The organism is Agromyces badenianii (assembly GCF_003070885.1).
Lineage (GTDB): Bacteria > Actinomycetota > Actinomycetes > Actinomycetales > Microbacteriaceae > Agromyces > Agromyces badenianii.
This window is the reverse complement of sequence record NZ_CP028913.1, coordinates 585,366-601,568: the sequence shown is the minus strand read 5'-3', so window position 1 is coordinate 601,568 and position 16,203 is coordinate 585,366. Positions and strand designations below refer to the sequence as shown.

The window sequence follows — 16,203 nt, the reverse complement described above, 5'->3', positions numbered from 1 at the left end:
GGCCAGCCATCACGGAGAGTTAATCGCCGGCAGCCTCTCCTGCCGTCCGGCGCACGGCGCGCAGCTTGACGAGATAATCGTCGCCCGCGGGCGTGAGCTTCCAATAGATCGACTTGTCGGAGGGTGGTCGCTTCTTCTCACCAAGTGTGATGGCGCCGAGCGCGCGAAGCTGCACGATGATTGCGCCCCAAGCGCTGTCGGTTGTCGTTGCACTATCCCTGGTGAGGACGGGCCAGCCTTCAAGTCGATGGGTGTCATTCAGCATGTGCGAATCCCATCGATCACGCACGCTTTGTTCCGGAGCTTCATCGATCATGAAGGGTCCAAGCGTCTCGAACACGTCATCCCATGTGTAAGTCAGTTCGGCAGCAGCGCTATACGGTCTAAAGTTGGACTCGTATCCTTCAAGCTGGAACTCAATAGTCACTTCATCGTGACCATGCTCGTAGTCAAGGTCCAACTCGAAGTGTCGCACGTTCTCTGCGGCTTCCTCGGCCTGGGCTCTCTTTGCGTCCGCTACAGCTGCCTGCAACTCCGCGATCTCGGTGCGAACCTCGGGCGTCATCGCTTGGTCGCCGCGAACCCATCCCGGTCGATCGCTGTTCTTGATCGCCCTGTTTAGTCCGCGGGACACGACGGAGCCGAGTTCCGTGGGAGACGAATACTGCTTGACCATTCGTGACATGACCTTGGTTCGGAAGGCGTCAAGCTTGACTCGGGCGTCAGGTGCAAGCTCGGACTTGCCCACAGGGATGTCGCTCGGATTCGCATGGACGAATCCCAATACCGGTATCTTGCTGGTCACCGCATAGTCGTACTCCATCTCGGTGTAGCTGATGCCCTCGGAGGAGACAGACCCGTAGCGCCCGCCGACGATCACCACATAGAAGTCGCAGTCGTCGATGACCTTCTTGATGAGCGTCCACTGATCTTCATCAGCGGCGGGAAACATCTCCATCCCTGCGGGGAGGCAGTCCATCTCGAGGAGCGCTTGGATCACTTCGCGACGTTCGTCAACGAGATCAACATAGGTAGAGCTAACGAAGACTTGATACTTGCGATCCACACACCGACTGTATCCGTGAGCATCAACTTCAGGCTGCGATCCGCGACCAGACCCACCAACGCGTGCAGATCGAGGGCACCACGAACGTGATCGAAGCCTCCAAGCGCGCCCGCGCTTCGGGCCTCAACGACTCGCACAGGACAGGTATCCAGAACAAACCCCCGGCCAGAAGGCGCGAGGGCTTCGTCGTTCGCCGAGCAATGCCGCCTTGACAAGGTCGATCCACCTGACCAGCGCTGATGCGATCGTGAGCACCTTCTCGTTGTTCGCATCATAAGAAACAAAGAACTCGCCCTCCTGCCCGTATTGATTGGCATCCACGACCTGACCGTGGACCGCGAGTCGTACTGCTTGTTGATCTCGTACTTCAGCATTTTCAGACATTCTTCGATCGGGGGACGAACCCGAGCTTTCAAGTCTCACTCGCGCCTCCGACACGGATCGAGCACGGCGCGACCGCACACGCAGACTACGGTCTCAGTCATGACCCATCACCCCCGCACCGCGATCACCGGCGGCACCGGATTCGTCGGACGCCACCTGGCCGAACGGCTCGGGCCCGAGGCATCCGTCGTCATCTCTCGCCGCACCGGCGTCGACACCAGTGATGCCGACGTGCTGACGCGGGCGTTCGAGGGGTGCGAGGTCGTCGCGCACTGCGCGGGCATCAACCGCGAGATCGGCGACCAGACCTACCAGCGGGTGCACATCGAGGGCACCACGAACGTGATCGAGGCGGCCAAGCGCGCCGGGGTGCGCAAGGTCATCATGCTGAGCTTCCTGCGGGCGCGGCCCGACTGCGGGTCGGCGTACCACGAGTCGAAATGGGCGGCCGAAGAGCTGATCCGCGGCTCGGGCCTCGACTACACGATCCTCAAGGCCGGCATGATCTACGGCCGCGGCGACCACCTCATCGACCACCTCAGCCACACCGTGCAGACCCTGCCGGTGTTCGCGACCGTCGGCTTCCGCGAGAAACCCATCCGGCCCATCCCGATCGACGACCTCACCGACATCCTCGAAGCCGCGATCGACGGGCGGATGCCGCGCGAGACCGTCGCCGTCGTCGGCGCCGAGCAACTCATGCTGTCGAAGGCCGTGCGGCGCGTGGCATCCGTGCTCGGCCGCCGCGTGGTCGTGGTGCCGTGGCCGGTGTGGGCGCAGTACGCGCTCGCCCAGGTGACCGAGTGGACCATGAAAGTGCCGCTCGTCGCGAAGGCCCAGGTGCGCATGCTCGCCGAGGGCGTGACGGATGCCGCGCCGCCTGCGGCATCCGTGCCCGACGACCTGCTCCCCCGGCGCATGTTCACGGCCGAGCAGATCCGCGAGAGCCTGCCCGAGCCGGGCGGGTTCGGCTGGCGCGACCTTCGCATCTGCAGACACGCCTGAATCGCGCAGCCGATGCGAATCGAAGGTCTACCCCAGAGCGGCCGAACGATATATCGTTGATATATCGTCGAGCCCCGGGCGAGCGCCCGGTTCAGGGAGGACATCATGAACGGTTCGTACATGGGCGACGGATTCACCGGCCCCTCGGGCGGGTGGGGGCAAGGCCGCGCGCCGCAGGGACTGTGGGAGGCCATGGAGCAGCTTCGCGGCATGTTCGAGCAGAAGGTCGCACCGCGGATGGGTCGGGGCGACGTGCGCGCGGCGGTGCTCTCGCTCCTCGCCGAGCGGCCGATGCATGGCTACCAGATCATCAGCGAGATCGCCGAGCGCAGCGGCGGGGCATGGAAGCCGAGCGCGGGCTCGGTGTATCCGACGCTGCAGCTGCTCGCCGACGAAGGGCTCATCAGCGCCGAGGAGTCGAACGGCCGCAAGACCTACTCGCTCACGGAAGCGGGGCGGGCCGAGGCCGAGGCATCCGCTGATCGCCCTGCGCCGTGGCAGACCTCGGGCGCGCGCGACTCCGGCTCGGGCGGGGCACTCCCGAAGGCCGGCATCGAGCTCGCACAGGCGGCGGCGCAGGTCGGGCGCACGGGCACCCCCGAGCAGATCAAGCAGGCGGTCGAGGTGCTCGACGACGCGCGTCGTCGTCTCTACTCGATCCTCGCTCAGGACTGACTTCGGTGCCCTCGGCACGTCGGCGTCGAGAAGACTCGACGCCCGATGTCGGCAACACGCGCGCCCGCTACCGGCGCATACTGCGGTTCGCCGTGCGACACATCGTGCAGACCTGGTGGTTCGAGCTCGTGCTGCCTCGCATCGGCCTGGCGAAGGTCGCGGCGCGCGGGCGAACGGCGCGGCTGACTCGCATCGCCCAGCGCTTCCACGTGCTCGCGGTCGACCTCGGCGGCCTCATGATCAAGGTCGGCCAATACCTCTCGTCGCGACTCGACGTGCTGCCGCCCGAGCTCACACACGAGCTCGCCGGACTCCAAGATGAAGTGCCGCCCGTGCCGTTCGACGCGATCCGACGCCTCGCCGAGGCCGAGCTGGGCGTTCCGCTCGAGCGCGCGTACGCGTGGTTCGACCCGACACCGCTGGCCGCGGCATCCCTCGGTCAAGCGCACCGCGCCCGGCTCTCGCCGATCGACGCCGTCGACATGGGATACGACGAGGCCGTCGTCAAGGTGCAGCGACCGGGCATCGAGACGATCGTCGACGTCGACCTGGCAGCACTGCGCCGCGTCGCCGGATGGCTCAGCCGCGTGAGACTCGTCTCGAGCCGCGTGGACGTCCCCTCCCTCGTCGAGGAGTTCGCCGCCACGAGCCTCGAAGAGATCGACTACCTGCAGGAAGCTGCCAACGCCGAGCGGTTCGCCGCGAGCTTCGCCGGCGACCCGCGGGTCGCCGCACCCGAAGTCGTCTGGGAGCGCACGACGCGCCGAGTGCTGACGCTCGCCGACGTGACCGCGATCAAGATCAACGACCGCGAGTCCTTGGTTGCGGCGGGCATCGACCCGAAGGCGGTCGCGAAGCAGTTCGCGACCGTCATGTTCGACCAGCTCTTCCGCGACGGCTTCTTCCACGCCGACCCGCACCCCGGCAACATCTTCGTCACGCCGGTCGAGCAGGTGACGGATGCCGCGTCGCCGACCTCGGGCGTGACGGATGCCGCGCGGGCGACCGCTTCCCCCGCCTGGCGGCTCACCTTCATCGACTTCGGCATGATGGGCGAGGTGCCCGACGGACTGCGCCGCGGGCTGCAGCAGGTCATCCTCGCCGTCGCCGCGCGTGACGGCAAGCGGCTGGTCGACAGCATCCGTGGTGTCGGCATCCTGCTGCCGTCGGCCGATACGGCAGAGCTCGAGCGAGCGATGACCGAGCTGTTCGCGCGCTTCGGAGGCATGGGCCTCGCCGAGGTGCGGCAGATCGACGAGCGCGAGCTGCGCAGCTTCGCGATCGAGTTCGGCGAGGTGATGCGGGCGCTGCCGTTCCAGCTGCCCGAGAACTTCCTGCTCGTCATCCGTTCGATGTCGCTGACCTCGGGCCTCTGCAGCTCGCTCGACCCCGACTTCAACATGTGGGACGCCGTCGAGCCCTACGCCGGCCAACTCCTGCGCGACGAGCGCGGCAACCTCGTGCAGGCGCTCGGGCAGCAGGCGCTGTCGGTCGCAAGCACGGTTGCACGGCTGCCGCAGCGCCTCGACGCGCTCGCGGACCGCATCGAGGAGGGGCGCCTCGTCGCGAACTCGCCGCGGCTCGAGCAGCGGGTGGCGAGGCTCGAGCGCACGACCCGGCGGATCGTCTCGGCGGTGCTGTTCGTCGGCCTCTTCATCGGCGGCATCCTGCTTCGCGTCGACGAGCCGATGTGGGGCGCCGCACTGATCGCGGTGTCGGTGATCCCGCTGCTGCACGCGCTGTTCGCCGGGATCTTCCGCCGTCGCGGGCGGGGGTGACCGGAGCCGGGTCGCAGGGTCACCCGAGACTCGCCACGTGACCCAGCACCCGCGCACCCGCTGACGGCGCCAGCTGTCGTGCGCGGAGGGCCGGATCGAAGCGCACATGCCAGTTCCGCCTCATTGCGAGCTCGAACGGCTCCGATGAGGCGGAACTGGCATATCGATTTCGCGGACGACGTTGCCACTGATGAGCTCCGCGGGGCAGCGCGGCCAGTCACCGAGCGTTGACGCGCCGCGGGCGCGGGCGTAGACCTGAGGCATCCGAGAAGGAGGTGCCGTCATGGCGAAAGAACTCTTGGTCACCCTCGAGAACCAGCCCGGCGAGGGAGCTCGCCTCGGCGAGGCGCTCGGCGATGCGGGTGTCAACATCGAGGGCCTCTGCGCGATCATGGATGGCAGAACGGGCACCGTGCACATCCTCGTCGAGGATGTCGCGGGCGCCAGGGCGGCGCTCGAGGGCGCCGGCATCCCGGTCGAGGCCGAGACCGACGTCATCGTCAGTCCCGCATTGCCCGATCCTGACCTGGACACGCCGGGTGTCTTCGGTGGGATGGCGCGCGCGCTCGCCGACGCCGGGATCAACATCACGCTCGTCTACGTGGCCTCAAGAAACCGCGTCGTGCTCGCAACCGACGACAACCAGCGCGCCACGCAGCTGCTGCAGTCGATGATGTAGCGAGCCGATAGAGGGATGCCCGAGCAGTGCGACTGCCCGGGCGATCGGGAGCGCGACCGTCAGAGGGGTCCACCGCCCGCAACGCATGCCGCACTAGTCGGAGTCGCGCGCGTCGATGAGCTGTTCGAGCACCCGCTCGTACGCTCCCGGGCCGACCGAGATCGCCCCGGCGAAGGGGTGGTCAGTGTCGGCCGTGACGAAGATGACCAAGCCGATGAACACCGCGAGCAGGCCCGCCATGAGCAGGTGCAGGCGCCGGTTCGACACGTTGATGAACGCGATCAGCACCGCGTTGACGGCGGCACCGACCCAGATGACGAGCCAGAAGAGCGGCGGCAGGGCGAGGGCGGTGGCGTCGATCCGCGCTCGCCGCGACTCGATGAAGGCATCGAATGTGGCGAGCGCCTGCTCGAACTCCGCCTGATCGCCACGGGTTTCGGCTTCGACGGCGTGCAGGAGCCGCTCGAACTCGTCGACTTGGGTGTCGCTCGCTTCCGGGAGGTTCCCCGACGCTTGTTCGGGAAAGTCGACCTCGATGACCGAGTGCATGTACGCGTCGAGTACCTGCCGCATCTCGTCGCCCAGATCCTCGGGCAGGCCGGTGGTCGCACGATAGAGGGCTCCGACACGACCCGCCTCCTCGATCGTGGCCTCGCGCGTTGAGGCGAAGTTCTCATAGACCGACACCGCGACGAGCGCGAGCAGGATTCCGAAGAATACGCCGAACGTGCCGATGACGTGCGCGAGGGCGCGGTCCCACTCCTTCGAATCGGCGACGAGCCGGTTCACGACCGGACGGAGTGCGACCACGATCAGGCAGGAGACCACCACGAACCCGCCGACGAACACCGGCAGCGTGATCAGGATGCTCGTGTCGTAGAACCAGTCCAGCATGCTCGCCCCTCCACCCCGGTGGAGGACGGGCGACTTCGCCCGTCGATGCCGCCCAGCCTACGGATGGCGCGCGGTCGCGCACCATCCCCCATCCGGTCGGCGAATCGAGCTGATCGGCCGTCAGCTCTTCTTCAGCTCCTCGGCGAGCATCACGAGGATGCCGCTCGGACCGCGCACGTACGTGAGCTTGTAGACGTCTTGATAGGTCGCCACGCCGCGAAGCGGACGGTATCCGTGCCTCGCGACGACCTCGAGGGCTTCATCGATGTCGTCCACCGAGAAGGCGACGCGGTCATGCCGATCTCGTTGGGACGTGTGGGCTCCGACTCGATCGCTTCGGGGTGGATGTACTCGAAGAGCTCGAGGCGACCGTGACCGTCTGGCGTCTGGAGCATCGCGATGTTGGCGTGGTGGCCATCGAGGCCGACGGCAGTGTCGGTCCACTCACCGCTGACCGTGTCACGGCCGATGACCGTGAGACCGAGGTCGGTGAAGAAGGAGATCGCTGCTTCGAGGTCTCGAACGGCGATGCCGACATTCTCGAGCTTGATGGCCATGCGTGGCATGCTACCGAGCCTGGCCGATTCCGGCGACGGCGGCGTTCTTGTCGTATCGGGTGAACCCCGACCGGCTCAGTGCAGGTTGCCGCGGCGACCGCGGCCCGGATCGGAATGGCGATCGCCCGGCGGACTCCAGTGGCCCGGCCTGTGCACCAGCTGTAGATCGTGGCTCCCAGCGCTGGCCCCGGCAGATGATCCGTGCGCGCACCGATGCCGCGCCGACTCGGGCGACGTACCGTGCTGCCCATGACATCTGAAACCAGCGGGCCCCGCGAGGTGCCCGCCACGCAACCGAGTCGGTTCGCGCGAACGCCGCTGTGGGCGCGCGTCGCAGTGCCGGTCGTCGTGCTCGCCGGCGCCGCGGGCGTGGTCGCGGGCGTCGTGGCGGCCGGCGCGCAGCCACCAGCGACCGTGGAGTCCATGTGCCGGTCGGCAATCGAATCCACCCTGGAATCGCGCGGCCACGCCGACGTCGATGTGGCCCAGTCATTGCGGGTCACCGGAGCCGACGGCGCCCTGCGCGTGTCCGGCTCCGTGACCTCCGTCGATGATTCGGGACACGCCGACTACGCTGCTCTCCGCTGCGTCGTCCGTGACGAGGGCGACGCCATGCGCGTCGTCAGCGCGCGCGTGTCTGATTGAGGCTCGCCCGGCCGCGGGGTCGTCGGCCGGTGTAGCCTGCGATCACCGTTGCAGCCGCAGCCCGGCGCATCGGGCCAGTCGATCGAGGGAGTGAGCGTGCGTCTTCGTGCCGTCGACATCGTCGATGTGTTCGTCTACCTCGTCGTGCTCGGGCTGTTCACCCAGTTCCTGCCGAACGTCATCACCGAATCGTTCATCGTCTCACTGGCGACCGCCGTGTTGTTCAAGCTCGCTCTCGAGGTCATCGCGATGCTCAAGACGCGCATTCTCGATCAGGTGCGCGCCTCACGAACGGTGGCGGGCAAAATGCTGAACGGCGCCCTGTTGATCGTGCTCGGCGCGGGCAGCAAGTTCGTCATCCTGTGGCTCACCGACCTCGTGTTCGGCGATGCGGTGCAGCTCGGCGGGTTCTTCTCCGTCACCCTGCTGATCGTCGTGCTCATGGTCTCGCGCCTCGGCATCCGGCTGCTCATCGACCGCACATGGCCGCGCGACGGAACCGCGTAGCCCCCCCCCCCCCCCCCCCCCCGCTCAGTGAGCACCGAGCCAGCGTCGCTCACCACCCGAAAAGGAGCCCCATGAACACTGTTGCCCGCCGCTTCTCCATCATCGCGTCGGTCGCCGCGGCCCTCGCGCTGTCAGGTTGCACATTCGGCCCACCGGTGGCCACGCCGTCGCCCGAAGCGGTCGCGACGCCGACGCCGACGCCGACAGCGGAGCCGGCGCCGGTCGACCCGCTCACCCGAGTCGCCGAGATCGTGGTTCGCCCCGAGCATCTCGAGTTCCGCGATGCCGCCGACACCGTCGTCTCGACGCTCTCGTACGACGCCGACACTGCGACGTTCGTCGGCACGTTATCGACCGTGTTCGCGGCCGAGCCTGGGCAGACCGAGTCACCCGGCGGCATGGAAGGCCCGCCCGCCACCGCGTACTGGTGGGGCGATGGCGTTCGAGTGTGGGACGATCACGACGAGAGCAATGGGTGGGGCCCGATCGACATGAACGTGAGCATTCTGTTCACCGCTCCGGTGGTCGGCGACGGCATCACGGTAAGGACCTCCACCGGCTTCGCACCCGGCAGTGATGTACAGGCGCTCGCGGCGGAGCTCGGTGAACCCTGGTACGGCAGCGGATACGACCAGGTGCGCGTCGAGACGGGTGAGCCGATCGGCGAGCAGAATTTCGACGAGTACGAGAACGCGTATTCGGTCGCGGTGAATGCGTGGGAGGCGTACGGGTCGTCAGGAGCGGTCCTCGCGCCGTGGAACTTTGGCATCGGACACGTGTGACTGGCGGGCGACGAATCCCCCCGCTACGCCGGCGAGTACTCGCGGAAGAACTCATATCTCTTGTGGCCGAGCAGCACCGCGTCGGCGCCGAACACGAGTTCGTCGGAGTGGCGCACCAGCTCCGGATCCTCGATGTCGAACCAGTGCTCCATCTGGTCGAACACCCCGTCGAGCGTCATTTCGAATGAGATCGTCACCTTTCCCATGCCCTCCGGCATGCTCCGATCACCGCCGGATGTCACGGCCCACGAGGTCGTCCTGGTGCGACGGGCGAGGCGGCGAGCGGATGCCGCGTCGAGCGCATCACCGGGCCAGCTCGGCCTCGGCCTGCACCCACCCGAGTTTGTCGGGGTTCGCCATCGAGTAGATGCGCGTGATCCGCCCGCCCTCGACGCTCAGGCTCACGACCCCGGCGAGCTGCCCGTCGAGCTCTACCCGGATGCCCGGCTGACCGTTCACCCAGGCCGGCATGGCGACGAACACGCCGGGGAACTTCGCGAGCCCGCCGACCAGGTACCTCGCGATGCGGTCGGCGCCGACGATCGGCCGAAGCGCAGCACCCCGCACCTTGCCGCCGCCGTCGGCGACCGACACCACGTCGGGTGCGAGCACGTCCATGAGCCCCTGCACGTCGCCCGTGTTCATCGCCGCCACGAGTCGCTCGACGGCCTCCTCGTGCTCCGAACGCATCACGTCCATGCGCGGCCGACGCGCGGCGACGTGATCCTTCGCCCGGTGCGCGATCTGCCGCACGGCGGCCGGCGACTTGTCGACGGCGTCGGCGATCTCGTCGTACGGCACGTCGAAGACCTCTCGCAGCACGAACACCGCGCGCTCCGTCGGACCGAGCGTCTCGAGCACGGTGAGCATCGCGATCGAGACGCTCTCGGCCAACTCGACGTCGTCTGCGACATCCGGACTCGTCAGCAGCGGCTCGGGCAGCCACTCCCCCACGTACGACTCGCGTCGGCGCGACACCGTGCGCAGCTGGTTCAGCGCCTGCCGCGTGACGATGCGCACGAGGTACGCGCGCGGGTCGCGCACCTCGTCGTGGGCGACATCCGCCCATCGCAGCCAGGATTCCTGCAGCACGTCTTCGGCGTCGGCGGCCGAGCCGAGCAGCTCGTAGGCGACCGTGAAGAGCAGGCTGCGGTGGGTGACGAACGGATCGTCGGTCATGCCGGCGAGCCTACGCCCGCCGGTCGCGTCGCGAGCGGGGGCAGCCCGCACGAGTCCGCGAACCCCTCGGAGCGGATGCCGAGCGTGATGTTCATGCGTGCGCTCATGTTGATGAACGCGACCCGCGCGGTGAGCTCGATGAGCGCCGCCGGCCCGAGCTCGTCGAGCAGCGCCGCCGACAGCTCGTCGGTCACCGCGGGCGAGGTCTGGCTCATCGCCTCGGCATACTCCATCACGCGCCGCTCCAACGGCGAGAAGACGGATGCCTCGCGCCAGCGCGGCACCTCGCGCGCCTTCGCCACGTCGAGCTTGTGGTTGTGCGCCATGAAGTAGTTGAGGTCGAGGCAGGCGCTGCAGCCGACGTATGCGGCCGAGGCCATGACGGCGTAGGTCGCGAGGCTCCGGTCGAGCTCCTTCCAGCCCTCGACCTTGCGGCCGATGCTCATCGCGTCTTTCATCACGGCCGGGTGGTGCCACAGCACGCCGATCGAATCGGGCACCTCGCCGATCATCTTGCGGGCGGCGATCTTCACGACCGCGCCGTACAGGCCGGTGATCTCGGTCGGCGGGATGCGGGTGTCGGTGGTCATCGTGTCCTCCAGAGTTGTCGTCGACGGGCTGTGCGTTTCTGCCCTCGACATGGAGACACCGGCCGGGCGGAGGATGTGACATCCGCTCGGCGCCTGGGCTCGCCTTCCTGGCCTCTTGCGCGCGGAAAGTGGTACGATTTATTAGCTAGAACGAATATCTGGAGACGAATCCATGACCGCAGGCACCCTGATTCGATCGGCACGCAAGAGCCGACGATTGACCCAGCAGGCACTCGGTCGCCGTGCCCACCTGTCGCAGTCGCACCTATCCCTCATCGAGCGCGGCCACCAGAACCCGTCGTTCGAGGCGGTCGAGCGAGCCCTCCTCGGTGCGGGGCACCGACTCGTCGCTGTGCCGACAGTTCGCGACGACGCTGCCGCGATCGCCGCCGATATCCGCATCGCGGTGCTCGACGATCGCGCAGATCGAGCGTTGCGACGATTCATCCAGCTCAACGACAATCTGCACGCCGAGCACGGTGCGGTTCGGTTCGCGCTCGCGATCGCGGAACCCGAGCCCACTGGCAGCAAGCAATGGGATGCCGCGATCGCCGCCCTGGTCGCGCACCAGCTGAACGCCGAAGGGCTGCCCGTGCCCGATTGGGCGACGAGCTCGAGCCGATCGCTGAAGCGACCCTGGGTTCTCGGCGAGGGGCCTTACACCCTGACCCCCGACCCGGCTCGCGTGCCCGTGGAGTTCGCCCGCCGCCGAGTGCTCATCGACAAAGACACGCTGGCGAGCGCGTGACCCGATTCGATCGCGACGGTCTCGAGCAGGGCCTGCGCCAGCTCATCCCCAAGCTTCGGACGCGGGGTGGTCGCAGCGGCCTCCGCATCGTGGGCGGAGCAGCGCTGGCGCTCCGCTACTTCGACCGAGAGTCGACCGTCGACATCGACGCCCACCCGATCGGCGACGCGAAGCAGGTTCTCGCTGCCGGGCGCGCAGTCTCACTGGAAAATGGCTGGCCCGACGACTGGCTCAACGATCTCGCAGCCGGGTTCATCCCCGAGTACGGCGCCACACGAGTGGAGTGGGAGACGATCTACGACGACGGAGAGGTCGTCATTCAGGTCGCCTCCGCCGAAGCCATGCTCGTGATGAAGCTGCGGGCCAATCGGCCGGGCCGCGACGACACGGACATCGCGAAACTCATGGCCCTCTGCGGGATTGCATCCGTCAGCGAAGCCGAAGAACTCTACGAGTCCTACTACGCCGGCGAGGTCCTTCCCGATCGGGCCATCCGAATGGTGACGCACATCCTCGCCGTCGGGATACCTGCGGTTCCGCCTCGGCCGCCGGCCGCGGACCTCGGGTGAAAACCCGACTGTGCGATCGCGACAATCAGCTCGCTTCGGAACCTTCGGTACTTCGGTACTTCGGTACTTCGGTACTTCGGTACTTCGGTACCGCTTTTGAAAGCGCAGCGAACGCTTCGAGCGGGTACCGGACCGGATCGACCCGCTGTCGAACACCATCGGTGCAGAAGTCGAGCGGTCAGTCATGTCAACCGGCTCACCTGCATCAGGCCGAGCCAGACGCGGTCAGCCGCGTGCATCCTCCAGGTGCGGTGCACCGTGGCTCAGCACCTTCACCACGAGGTTGTGGCGGCGCAGGGTTCGGATCGTGCGCGTGACCTCGTCGCGGTCGCGGCCGAGTGCGTGCTCGTTCGCCACCACGAGCACGTCGCCGGCCCGGAGGGTGCCGAACAGACGGCCGAGCCGCTGCTCCCAGGTCTCGGGCGCCTCCGCGGCCGGATGCTTGAAGTCGAGGATCGCGACGCCGAAGGCGGCCAGGTCGTTGCGCTGCTCGACCACCGACGGCATGTCGTCGCGCGCGACCACGAGCCCGACGAGCCGTGCCCCCTCGGGGCGCGCCTTCCACCAGTCGCGGTTGCGCTGCAGCTCCTCGAAGCACTCGGGGCACCCGAGGGCGTGATGCCCGGGGCCGTGCGGGGTGCGCGAGGCCTCCGGTAGTACCGGCGTCTGCGCCGGAGCATCCGTCGTCGAATCTGTCGTCGGCTCACTCATGCCGTGCCCCTTCGTGTCGCCTTCCATTGTCGCCCTCATCGCGGCCGGCTGCGACGTGCCTCCCCGTCAGCCGCGTCAGCGCCACCCGTCACCGAGCCCGCGGCGTGAGCCGGATGACCGGGATCTGCCGGTCGGTGATGCGCTCGTACTTCGCGAACCCCGACGCCTGAGCCGCGATCTGCCGCCAGGCCCGGTCGCGCTCGGCGCCGTGCAGCTGCTCGGGCGTGACCTCGATGCGCTGGCCGGCGAACTCGATGCGCACCCGGTCGGGGTGCGCCGCGAGGTTGTAGTACCACGACGGGTTTCGCGGGGCGCCGCTGGCCGACGCCACGATGAGCCTCGTGCCGCCCTCGCCGGGGAACCATCGCACCGGCGTCATCCGCTCGACGCCGGTCTTCTTGCCGATCGTGACGATCACCAGCTTGTCGCCGCGCTTCGCGCCCTTCCGGCGGATGCTCTCCACCATCCGATGGTTTCCCCACTGCTCGAGCCGGTTGCGACCGGGCTGCCGGGCCCCTCGGGTTCCGTTCGGCGTGTCGAACGTCATGACGTCGCCTCCTTGCCGTCGCTCTGCAGGAACGCGAGCACCGCCGCCACTCGCCGGTGCACGCCGGTCTCGGGCAGCCGCAGCTTCGTGAAGATCGCGTTCACGTGCTTCTCGACCGTCGAGGTCGACAGGAACAACGACTGCTCGATGCCGGCGTTCGTCTTGCCGGCCGCCATCTCGCGCAGCACCTCGAGCTCGCGGGGCGACAGCGTCGCGAGCGGGCTCGACGGGCCCGCGGCACTGCGGCGCCGCACGAGGGTGTCGACGATCTGCGGATCGATCACCGAACCGCCCGCGCGCACCTCGTGCAGGGCGTGCACGAGGTCTTCAAGGTCGCCGATGCGGTCTTTCAGCAGGTAGCCGAGGCCCGCCGAGCCGTCGGCGAACAGCGCGAGCGCGTAGCTCTCATCGGCGTGCTGCGACAGCACGACCACACCCGTCGACGGCGACGAGGCGCGAATCGCGTGCGCGGCCTCGATGCCCTCCATGTGGTGGCCCGGCGGCATGCGGATGTCGGTGAGCACCGCGTGCGGCGCGAGCCGGCGCACCGCGTCGAGCAGCTCGGTGCCGTTGCCGACCGAGGCCACCACGTCGACCTCGCCCGAGTCCTCGAGCAGTCGCCGCACACCCTCGCGCACGAGGTAGTTGTCTTCGGCGATCACGACGCGGAGCACCTCCGGCTCATCCAACGGGCGCCTCCTCCCGAGCGGATGCCGCGGAGGCGACGCCGTCGAGCGGCAGCTCGACGAGCACGGTCGTGCCCGACGGCTCGTTCGGCGACACCCGCACCGTGCCCCGCAGCGCGGCGACCCGGTCTCGGATGTTCGCGAGCCCGCCATGCGACACGGGCACCGAGCCGGCGCCAGCAGCCGACCCGCGCACCGGCCCGACCCCGGGCACTGGCACCACGCCGGCCCCGGCCCCCGGAACCCCCGCGCCGATGCCGCATCCGTCGTCGCTGATCGCGATGCGAAGCCGCCCCTCGCTTCGCGCGAGCCCGACCGACGCGTGCGTCGCATTCGCGTGCTTCGCGGTGTTCGCGAGCGCCTCGCGCACCACGTAGTAGGCGGTCGTCTCGACGTCGTCGGGGAACCGCTCGGCGCGCACGCGCTCGTCGGCCTCGACCATGAGCGGAATCGGGAACCGCGCCACACCCGACTCGACGGCGGCCACGAGCCCGTTGTCGCTCAGCACGGGCGGGTGGATGCCGCGGGCGAGCTCGCGCAGGTCGGTGAGCGTCTCGCGGGCCTGCTCCTGCAGCTCCTCGAGTTCGGCGGGGGTGAGCTCGCCGCGCTGCAACCGGTTTCGGGCGAGGCGGAGCCCGGCGATCTGCGCCACGACGTCTTGCTGAATGCCGTCGTGCAGGTCGCGTTCGAGCCGCCGGCGTTCGTCGTCTTGCACGGCGACGAGTCGCTCGCGCGAGGCGGTCAGTTCGTCGAGCTGCTCGGCGAGCTGCGCGGTCAGCAGCGCATTGGCCACGGATGCCGCGGCCTGACCCGCGACCGTGCGCAGCAGCGCCCGCTCGGCGTCGGTGTACTCGCCGCGTCGCCGCGGCCCGAGCTCGATGCATCCGAGCGTCTCATCACCGTGCAGCAGATCGCACGACTCGACCGGCTCGCCGACCACGTCGCCCGCGACACCCAAGGGCATCGCGGCGAGCGCGCCATCCGACGACACCAGCCGGATGCGCACCCACGACGCGTCGAGCCCATCGCGCACCGCCTCGGCGAGCCGGGTGAGCACCTCGCGCGGCTCGGCGGCACGCTCGAGCTGCACGCCGAGATCGCTGAGCATGGTCAGCTGTCGCTCGCGGTCGCCGAAGAGTGCGCGGTGGATCCACCGCTGCATCCACGTGCGCACCGGCAGCAGCAGCACGGCGACGAGCGTCGTGATGAGCACCGCGGGAACCACCCTGAGCCGGCCCGAGAGCAGGATCGCCGGCATCGCGACACCGGCCGCGTAGACGACCGTGATGAGCAGGTTCGACGAGCGCGCCACCATGCGACCGCGGTCGTCGGGGGCGATGTCGAACGCGCCGGAGCGGAAGATGCCGTGCACCGCCGCGACCGGCAGCGCGAGGAGCGATGCGTAGACGAACACCCCGACGGGCCAGTAGCCCGGGAAGAGCGCCCAGAGCACGAACGCCACCATGGCCACCGCGACCGTCAGGCCCATGACCCGCGTTCGGGCGCGCACCTCGGGTTCGCCGAAGAGCGCGCGGGAGCCGAGCACGACGAGGCCGAGCACGACGGCCGGCCACGGCTGCACCACGAGGTACTGCACCGCGGGCGCCGCCCACTCGAGCCACGGCACGACGAACGGGTTCGGGATCGCATCGCCGCTGATGCCGATGTACTGCGACATCACGACGTGCGGCGTGGTCAGCAGTGTCAGCGGCCCGACGAGCACCGGAGTCCAGAGGAAGGCGACGGAGATGCGCTGCCACCGGTGCTCCACGACCCCCGTCGGGAACGTCGCGAACACGATGAGCAGCGCCGAGGTCGCCGTGGCATCAGCCGTGAGGCCGATCACGTTGAAGAGCGGGAACCACGGCTCGACCATGATCTCGATGTTGCGCTGCACGAACGTCTCGTACGCCGACCCGACGAGCATGGCGGTCGACGCGAGGGCGACGAGCACCGCGGTGCGCGACGCCGACACCGTGAGCAGCCACATGCCGAACACGAACAACGGCAGCGCCCCGAGCAGGGGCCAGGCGAGGCCGTGATCGGCGTCGCCCTCGACGAACCCGCGCACGACGACGATGTACACCAGCGCAGCGACCCCGATCGGGCCGAGCGTCGCGAGGCACACCCACCTGCGAACCACGGTTCCATGCTCCTCCTGTCAGGCGTTTCGCGGGAGAGGGTCTGCCCCGACCTCCCTT

At 68.5% G+C, this 16,203-nt stretch carries 19 protein-coding genes and 1 pseudogene; 9 read left to right on the top strand and 11 right to left on the bottom strand.

Translation table 11 applies throughout. The features are described from left to right. Window positions 1-19: 19 nt before the first annotated feature. Window positions 20-1,066, bottom strand: a complete 1,047-nt coding sequence (locus tag DCE93_RS02850) for a DUF4062 domain-containing protein (RefSeq protein WP_108594547.1) — start codon at window positions 1,064-1,066, stop codon at window positions 20-22. 123 nt (window positions 1,067-1,189) lie between these two features. Continuing rightward, window positions 1,190-1,450 (bottom strand): hypothetical protein, encoded by a 261-nt coding sequence (locus DCE93_RS14400; RefSeq protein WP_146184926.1) that lies wholly within the window; start codon window positions 1,448-1,450, stop codon window positions 1,190-1,192. A 99-nt stretch (window positions 1,451-1,549) separates the two neighbouring features. On the opposite strand from DCE93_RS14400, the gene DCE93_RS02845 reads away from it, so the two are divergent. The 4 genes from DCE93_RS02845 (at window position 1,550) to DCE93_RS02830 (ending at window position 5,587) form a co-directional block, all read left to right on the top strand. After that, window positions 1,550-2,455, top strand: a complete 906-nt coding sequence (locus DCE93_RS02845; RefSeq protein ID WP_108594546.1) for an SDR family oxidoreductase — start codon at window positions 1,550-1,552, stop codon at window positions 2,453-2,455. A gap of 105 nt (window positions 2,456-2,560) precedes the next feature. Further along, window positions 2,561-3,130 (top strand): PadR family transcriptional regulator, encoded by a 570-nt coding sequence (locus DCE93_RS02840; protein ID WP_205647462.1) that lies wholly within the window; start codon window positions 2,561-2,563, stop codon window positions 3,128-3,130. A 5-nt stretch (window positions 3,131-3,135) separates the two neighbouring features. Then, the gene (locus tag DCE93_RS02835; RefSeq protein ID WP_108594545.1) at window positions 3,136-4,908 is read left to right on the top strand and encodes an ABC1 kinase family protein; all 1,773 of its coding nucleotides are present in this window, start codon (window positions 3,136-3,138) and stop codon (window positions 4,906-4,908) included. A 283-nt stretch (window positions 4,909-5,191) separates the two neighbouring features. Continuing rightward, complete coding sequence (locus DCE93_RS02830; RefSeq protein WP_108594544.1) at window positions 5,192-5,587, top strand: amino acid-binding protein; 396 nt, start codon at window positions 5,192-5,194, stop codon at window positions 5,585-5,587. 93 nt (window positions 5,588-5,680) lie between these two features. On the opposite strand, the gene DCE93_RS02825 is transcribed toward DCE93_RS02830, so the two are convergent. Both DCE93_RS02825 and DCE93_RS02820 read right to left on the bottom strand, forming a co-directional pair. Then, a complete protein-coding gene (locus DCE93_RS02825) occupies window positions 5,681-6,481 on the bottom strand; it encodes a bestrophin-like domain (protein WP_108594543.1) in 801 nt (266 codons plus the stop codon). Window positions 6,482-6,601: 120 nt separating this feature from the next. Beyond that, a pseudogene (locus DCE93_RS02820) lies at window positions 6,602-7,038 on the bottom strand (VOC family protein). Window positions 7,039-7,287: 249 nt separating this feature from the next. On the opposite strand from DCE93_RS02820, the gene DCE93_RS02815 reads away from it, so the two are divergent. The 3 genes from DCE93_RS02815 to DCE93_RS02805 all read left to right on the top strand — a co-directional run bounded on the left by DCE93_RS02815 (window position 7,288) and on the right by DCE93_RS02805 (window position 8,972). Beyond that, complete coding sequence (locus tag DCE93_RS02815; protein WP_146184925.1) at window positions 7,288-7,683, top strand: hypothetical protein; 396 nt, start codon at window positions 7,288-7,290, stop codon at window positions 7,681-7,683. A gap of 96 nt (window positions 7,684-7,779) precedes the next feature. Continuing rightward, the gene (locus tag DCE93_RS02810; RefSeq protein WP_108596552.1) at window positions 7,780-8,190 is read left to right on the top strand and encodes a hypothetical protein; all 411 of its coding nucleotides are present in this window, start codon (window positions 7,780-7,782) and stop codon (window positions 8,188-8,190) included. A gap of 71 nt (window positions 8,191-8,261) precedes the next feature. Beyond that, complete coding sequence (locus DCE93_RS02805) at window positions 8,262-8,972, top strand: hypothetical protein (RefSeq protein WP_108594541.1); 711 nt, start codon at window positions 8,262-8,264, stop codon at window positions 8,970-8,972. Window positions 8,973-8,995: 23 nt separating this feature from the next. On the opposite strand, the gene DCE93_RS14520 is transcribed toward DCE93_RS02805, so the two are convergent. The 3 genes from DCE93_RS14520 to DCE93_RS02790 form a co-directional block, all read right to left on the bottom strand. Then, the gene (locus DCE93_RS14520; protein WP_168186158.1) at window positions 8,996-9,169 is read right to left on the bottom strand and encodes a dihydrofolate reductase family protein; all 174 of its coding nucleotides are present in this window, start codon (window positions 9,167-9,169) and stop codon (window positions 8,996-8,998) included. A gap of 106 nt (window positions 9,170-9,275) precedes the next feature. After that, entirely contained in the window at window positions 9,276-10,151 is an 876-nt protein-coding gene (locus DCE93_RS02795) for an RNA polymerase sigma-70 factor (protein ID WP_108596551.1), read from the bottom strand. After that, window positions 10,148-10,741, bottom strand: a complete 594-nt coding sequence (locus DCE93_RS02790; RefSeq protein ID WP_108594539.1) for a carboxymuconolactone decarboxylase family protein — start codon at window positions 10,739-10,741, stop codon at window positions 10,148-10,150. Before DCE93_RS02790 ends, DCE93_RS02795 begins: the two co-directional genes overlap by 4 nt. 172 nt (window positions 10,742-10,913) lie before the next feature. On the opposite strand from DCE93_RS02790, the gene DCE93_RS02785 reads away from it, so the two are divergent. Then, window positions 10,914-11,489, top strand: a complete 576-nt coding sequence (locus DCE93_RS02785; protein WP_108594538.1) for a helix-turn-helix domain-containing protein — start codon at window positions 10,914-10,916, stop codon at window positions 11,487-11,489. Beyond that, window positions 11,486-12,058 carry a DUF6036 family nucleotidyltransferase gene (locus DCE93_RS02780; RefSeq protein ID WP_108594537.1) on the top strand — a complete coding sequence of 191 codons (573 nt, stop codon included), beginning with the start codon at window positions 11,486-11,488 and terminating at the stop codon, window positions 12,056-12,058. The genes DCE93_RS02785 and DCE93_RS02780 overlap by 4 nt, the downstream gene beginning before the upstream one ends. Window positions 12,059-12,283: 225 nt before the next feature. On the opposite strand, the gene DCE93_RS02775 is transcribed toward DCE93_RS02780, so the two are convergent. The 4 genes from DCE93_RS02775 to DCE93_RS02760 form a co-directional block, all read right to left on the bottom strand. Further along, complete coding sequence (locus DCE93_RS02775; RefSeq protein ID WP_108596550.1) at window positions 12,284-12,769, bottom strand: recombinase family protein; 486 nt, start codon at window positions 12,767-12,769, stop codon at window positions 12,284-12,286. 88 nt (window positions 12,770-12,857) lie between these two features. Further along, window positions 12,858-13,316 carry a nitroreductase/quinone reductase family protein gene (locus DCE93_RS02770; protein WP_108594536.1) on the bottom strand — a complete coding sequence of 153 codons (459 nt, stop codon included), beginning with the start codon at window positions 13,314-13,316 and terminating at the stop codon, window positions 12,858-12,860. After that, complete coding sequence (locus tag DCE93_RS02765) at window positions 13,313-14,005, bottom strand: response regulator transcription factor (RefSeq protein WP_168186138.1); 693 nt, start codon at window positions 14,003-14,005, stop codon at window positions 13,313-13,315. The genes DCE93_RS02770 and DCE93_RS02765 overlap by 4 nt, the downstream gene beginning before the upstream one ends. Continuing rightward, window positions 13,998-16,145 (bottom strand): GAF domain-containing sensor histidine kinase, encoded by a 2,148-nt coding sequence (locus DCE93_RS02760; protein WP_146184924.1) that lies wholly within the window; start codon window positions 16,143-16,145, stop codon window positions 13,998-14,000. Before DCE93_RS02760 ends, DCE93_RS02765 begins: the two co-directional genes overlap by 8 nt. Window positions 16,146-16,203 lie beyond the last annotated feature (58 nt).

Excerpts from the sequence above, each read along its gene's own strand:
- DCE93_RS02770 (WP_108594536.1), bottom strand. The coding sequence starts at position 13,316 with ATGACGTTCGACACGCCGAACGGAACCCGAGGGGCCCGGCAGCCCGGT.
- DCE93_RS02785 (WP_108594538.1), top strand. The coding sequence starts at position 10,914 with ATGACCGCAGGCACCCTGATTCGATCGGCACGCAAGAGCCGACGATTG.
- DCE93_RS02775 (WP_108596550.1), bottom strand. The coding sequence starts at position 12,769 with ATGAGTGAGCCGACGACAGATTCGACGACGGATGCTCCGGCGCAGACG.
- DCE93_RS02825 (WP_108594543.1), bottom strand. The coding sequence starts at position 6,481 with ATGCTGGACTGGTTCTACGACACGAGCATCCTGATCACGCTGCCGGTG.
- DCE93_RS02830 (WP_108594544.1), top strand. The coding sequence starts at position 5,192 with ATGGCGAAAGAACTCTTGGTCACCCTCGAGAACCAGCCCGGCGAGGGA.
- DCE93_RS02790 (WP_108594539.1), bottom strand. The coding sequence starts at position 10,741 with ATGACCACCGACACCCGCATCCCGCCGACCGAGATCACCGGCCTGTAC.
- DCE93_RS02795 (WP_108596551.1), bottom strand. The coding sequence starts at position 10,151 with ATGACCGACGATCCGTTCGTCACCCACCGCAGCCTGCTCTTCACGGTC.
- DCE93_RS02845 (WP_108594546.1), top strand. The coding sequence starts at position 1,550 with ATGACCCATCACCCCCGCACCGCGATCACCGGCGGCACCGGATTCGTC.
- DCE93_RS02840 (WP_205647462.1), top strand. The coding sequence starts at position 2,561 with ATGAACGGTTCGTACATGGGCGACGGATTCACCGGCCCCTCGGGCGGG.
- DCE93_RS02805 (WP_108594541.1), top strand. The coding sequence starts at position 8,262 with ATGAACACTGTTGCCCGCCGCTTCTCCATCATCGCGTCGGTCGCCGCG.
- DCE93_RS02815 (WP_146184925.1), top strand. The coding sequence starts at position 7,288 with ATGACATCTGAAACCAGCGGGCCCCGCGAGGTGCCCGCCACGCAACCG.
- DCE93_RS14400 (WP_146184926.1), bottom strand. The coding sequence starts at position 1,450 with ATGTCTGAAAATGCTGAAGTACGAGATCAACAAGCAGTACGACTCGCG.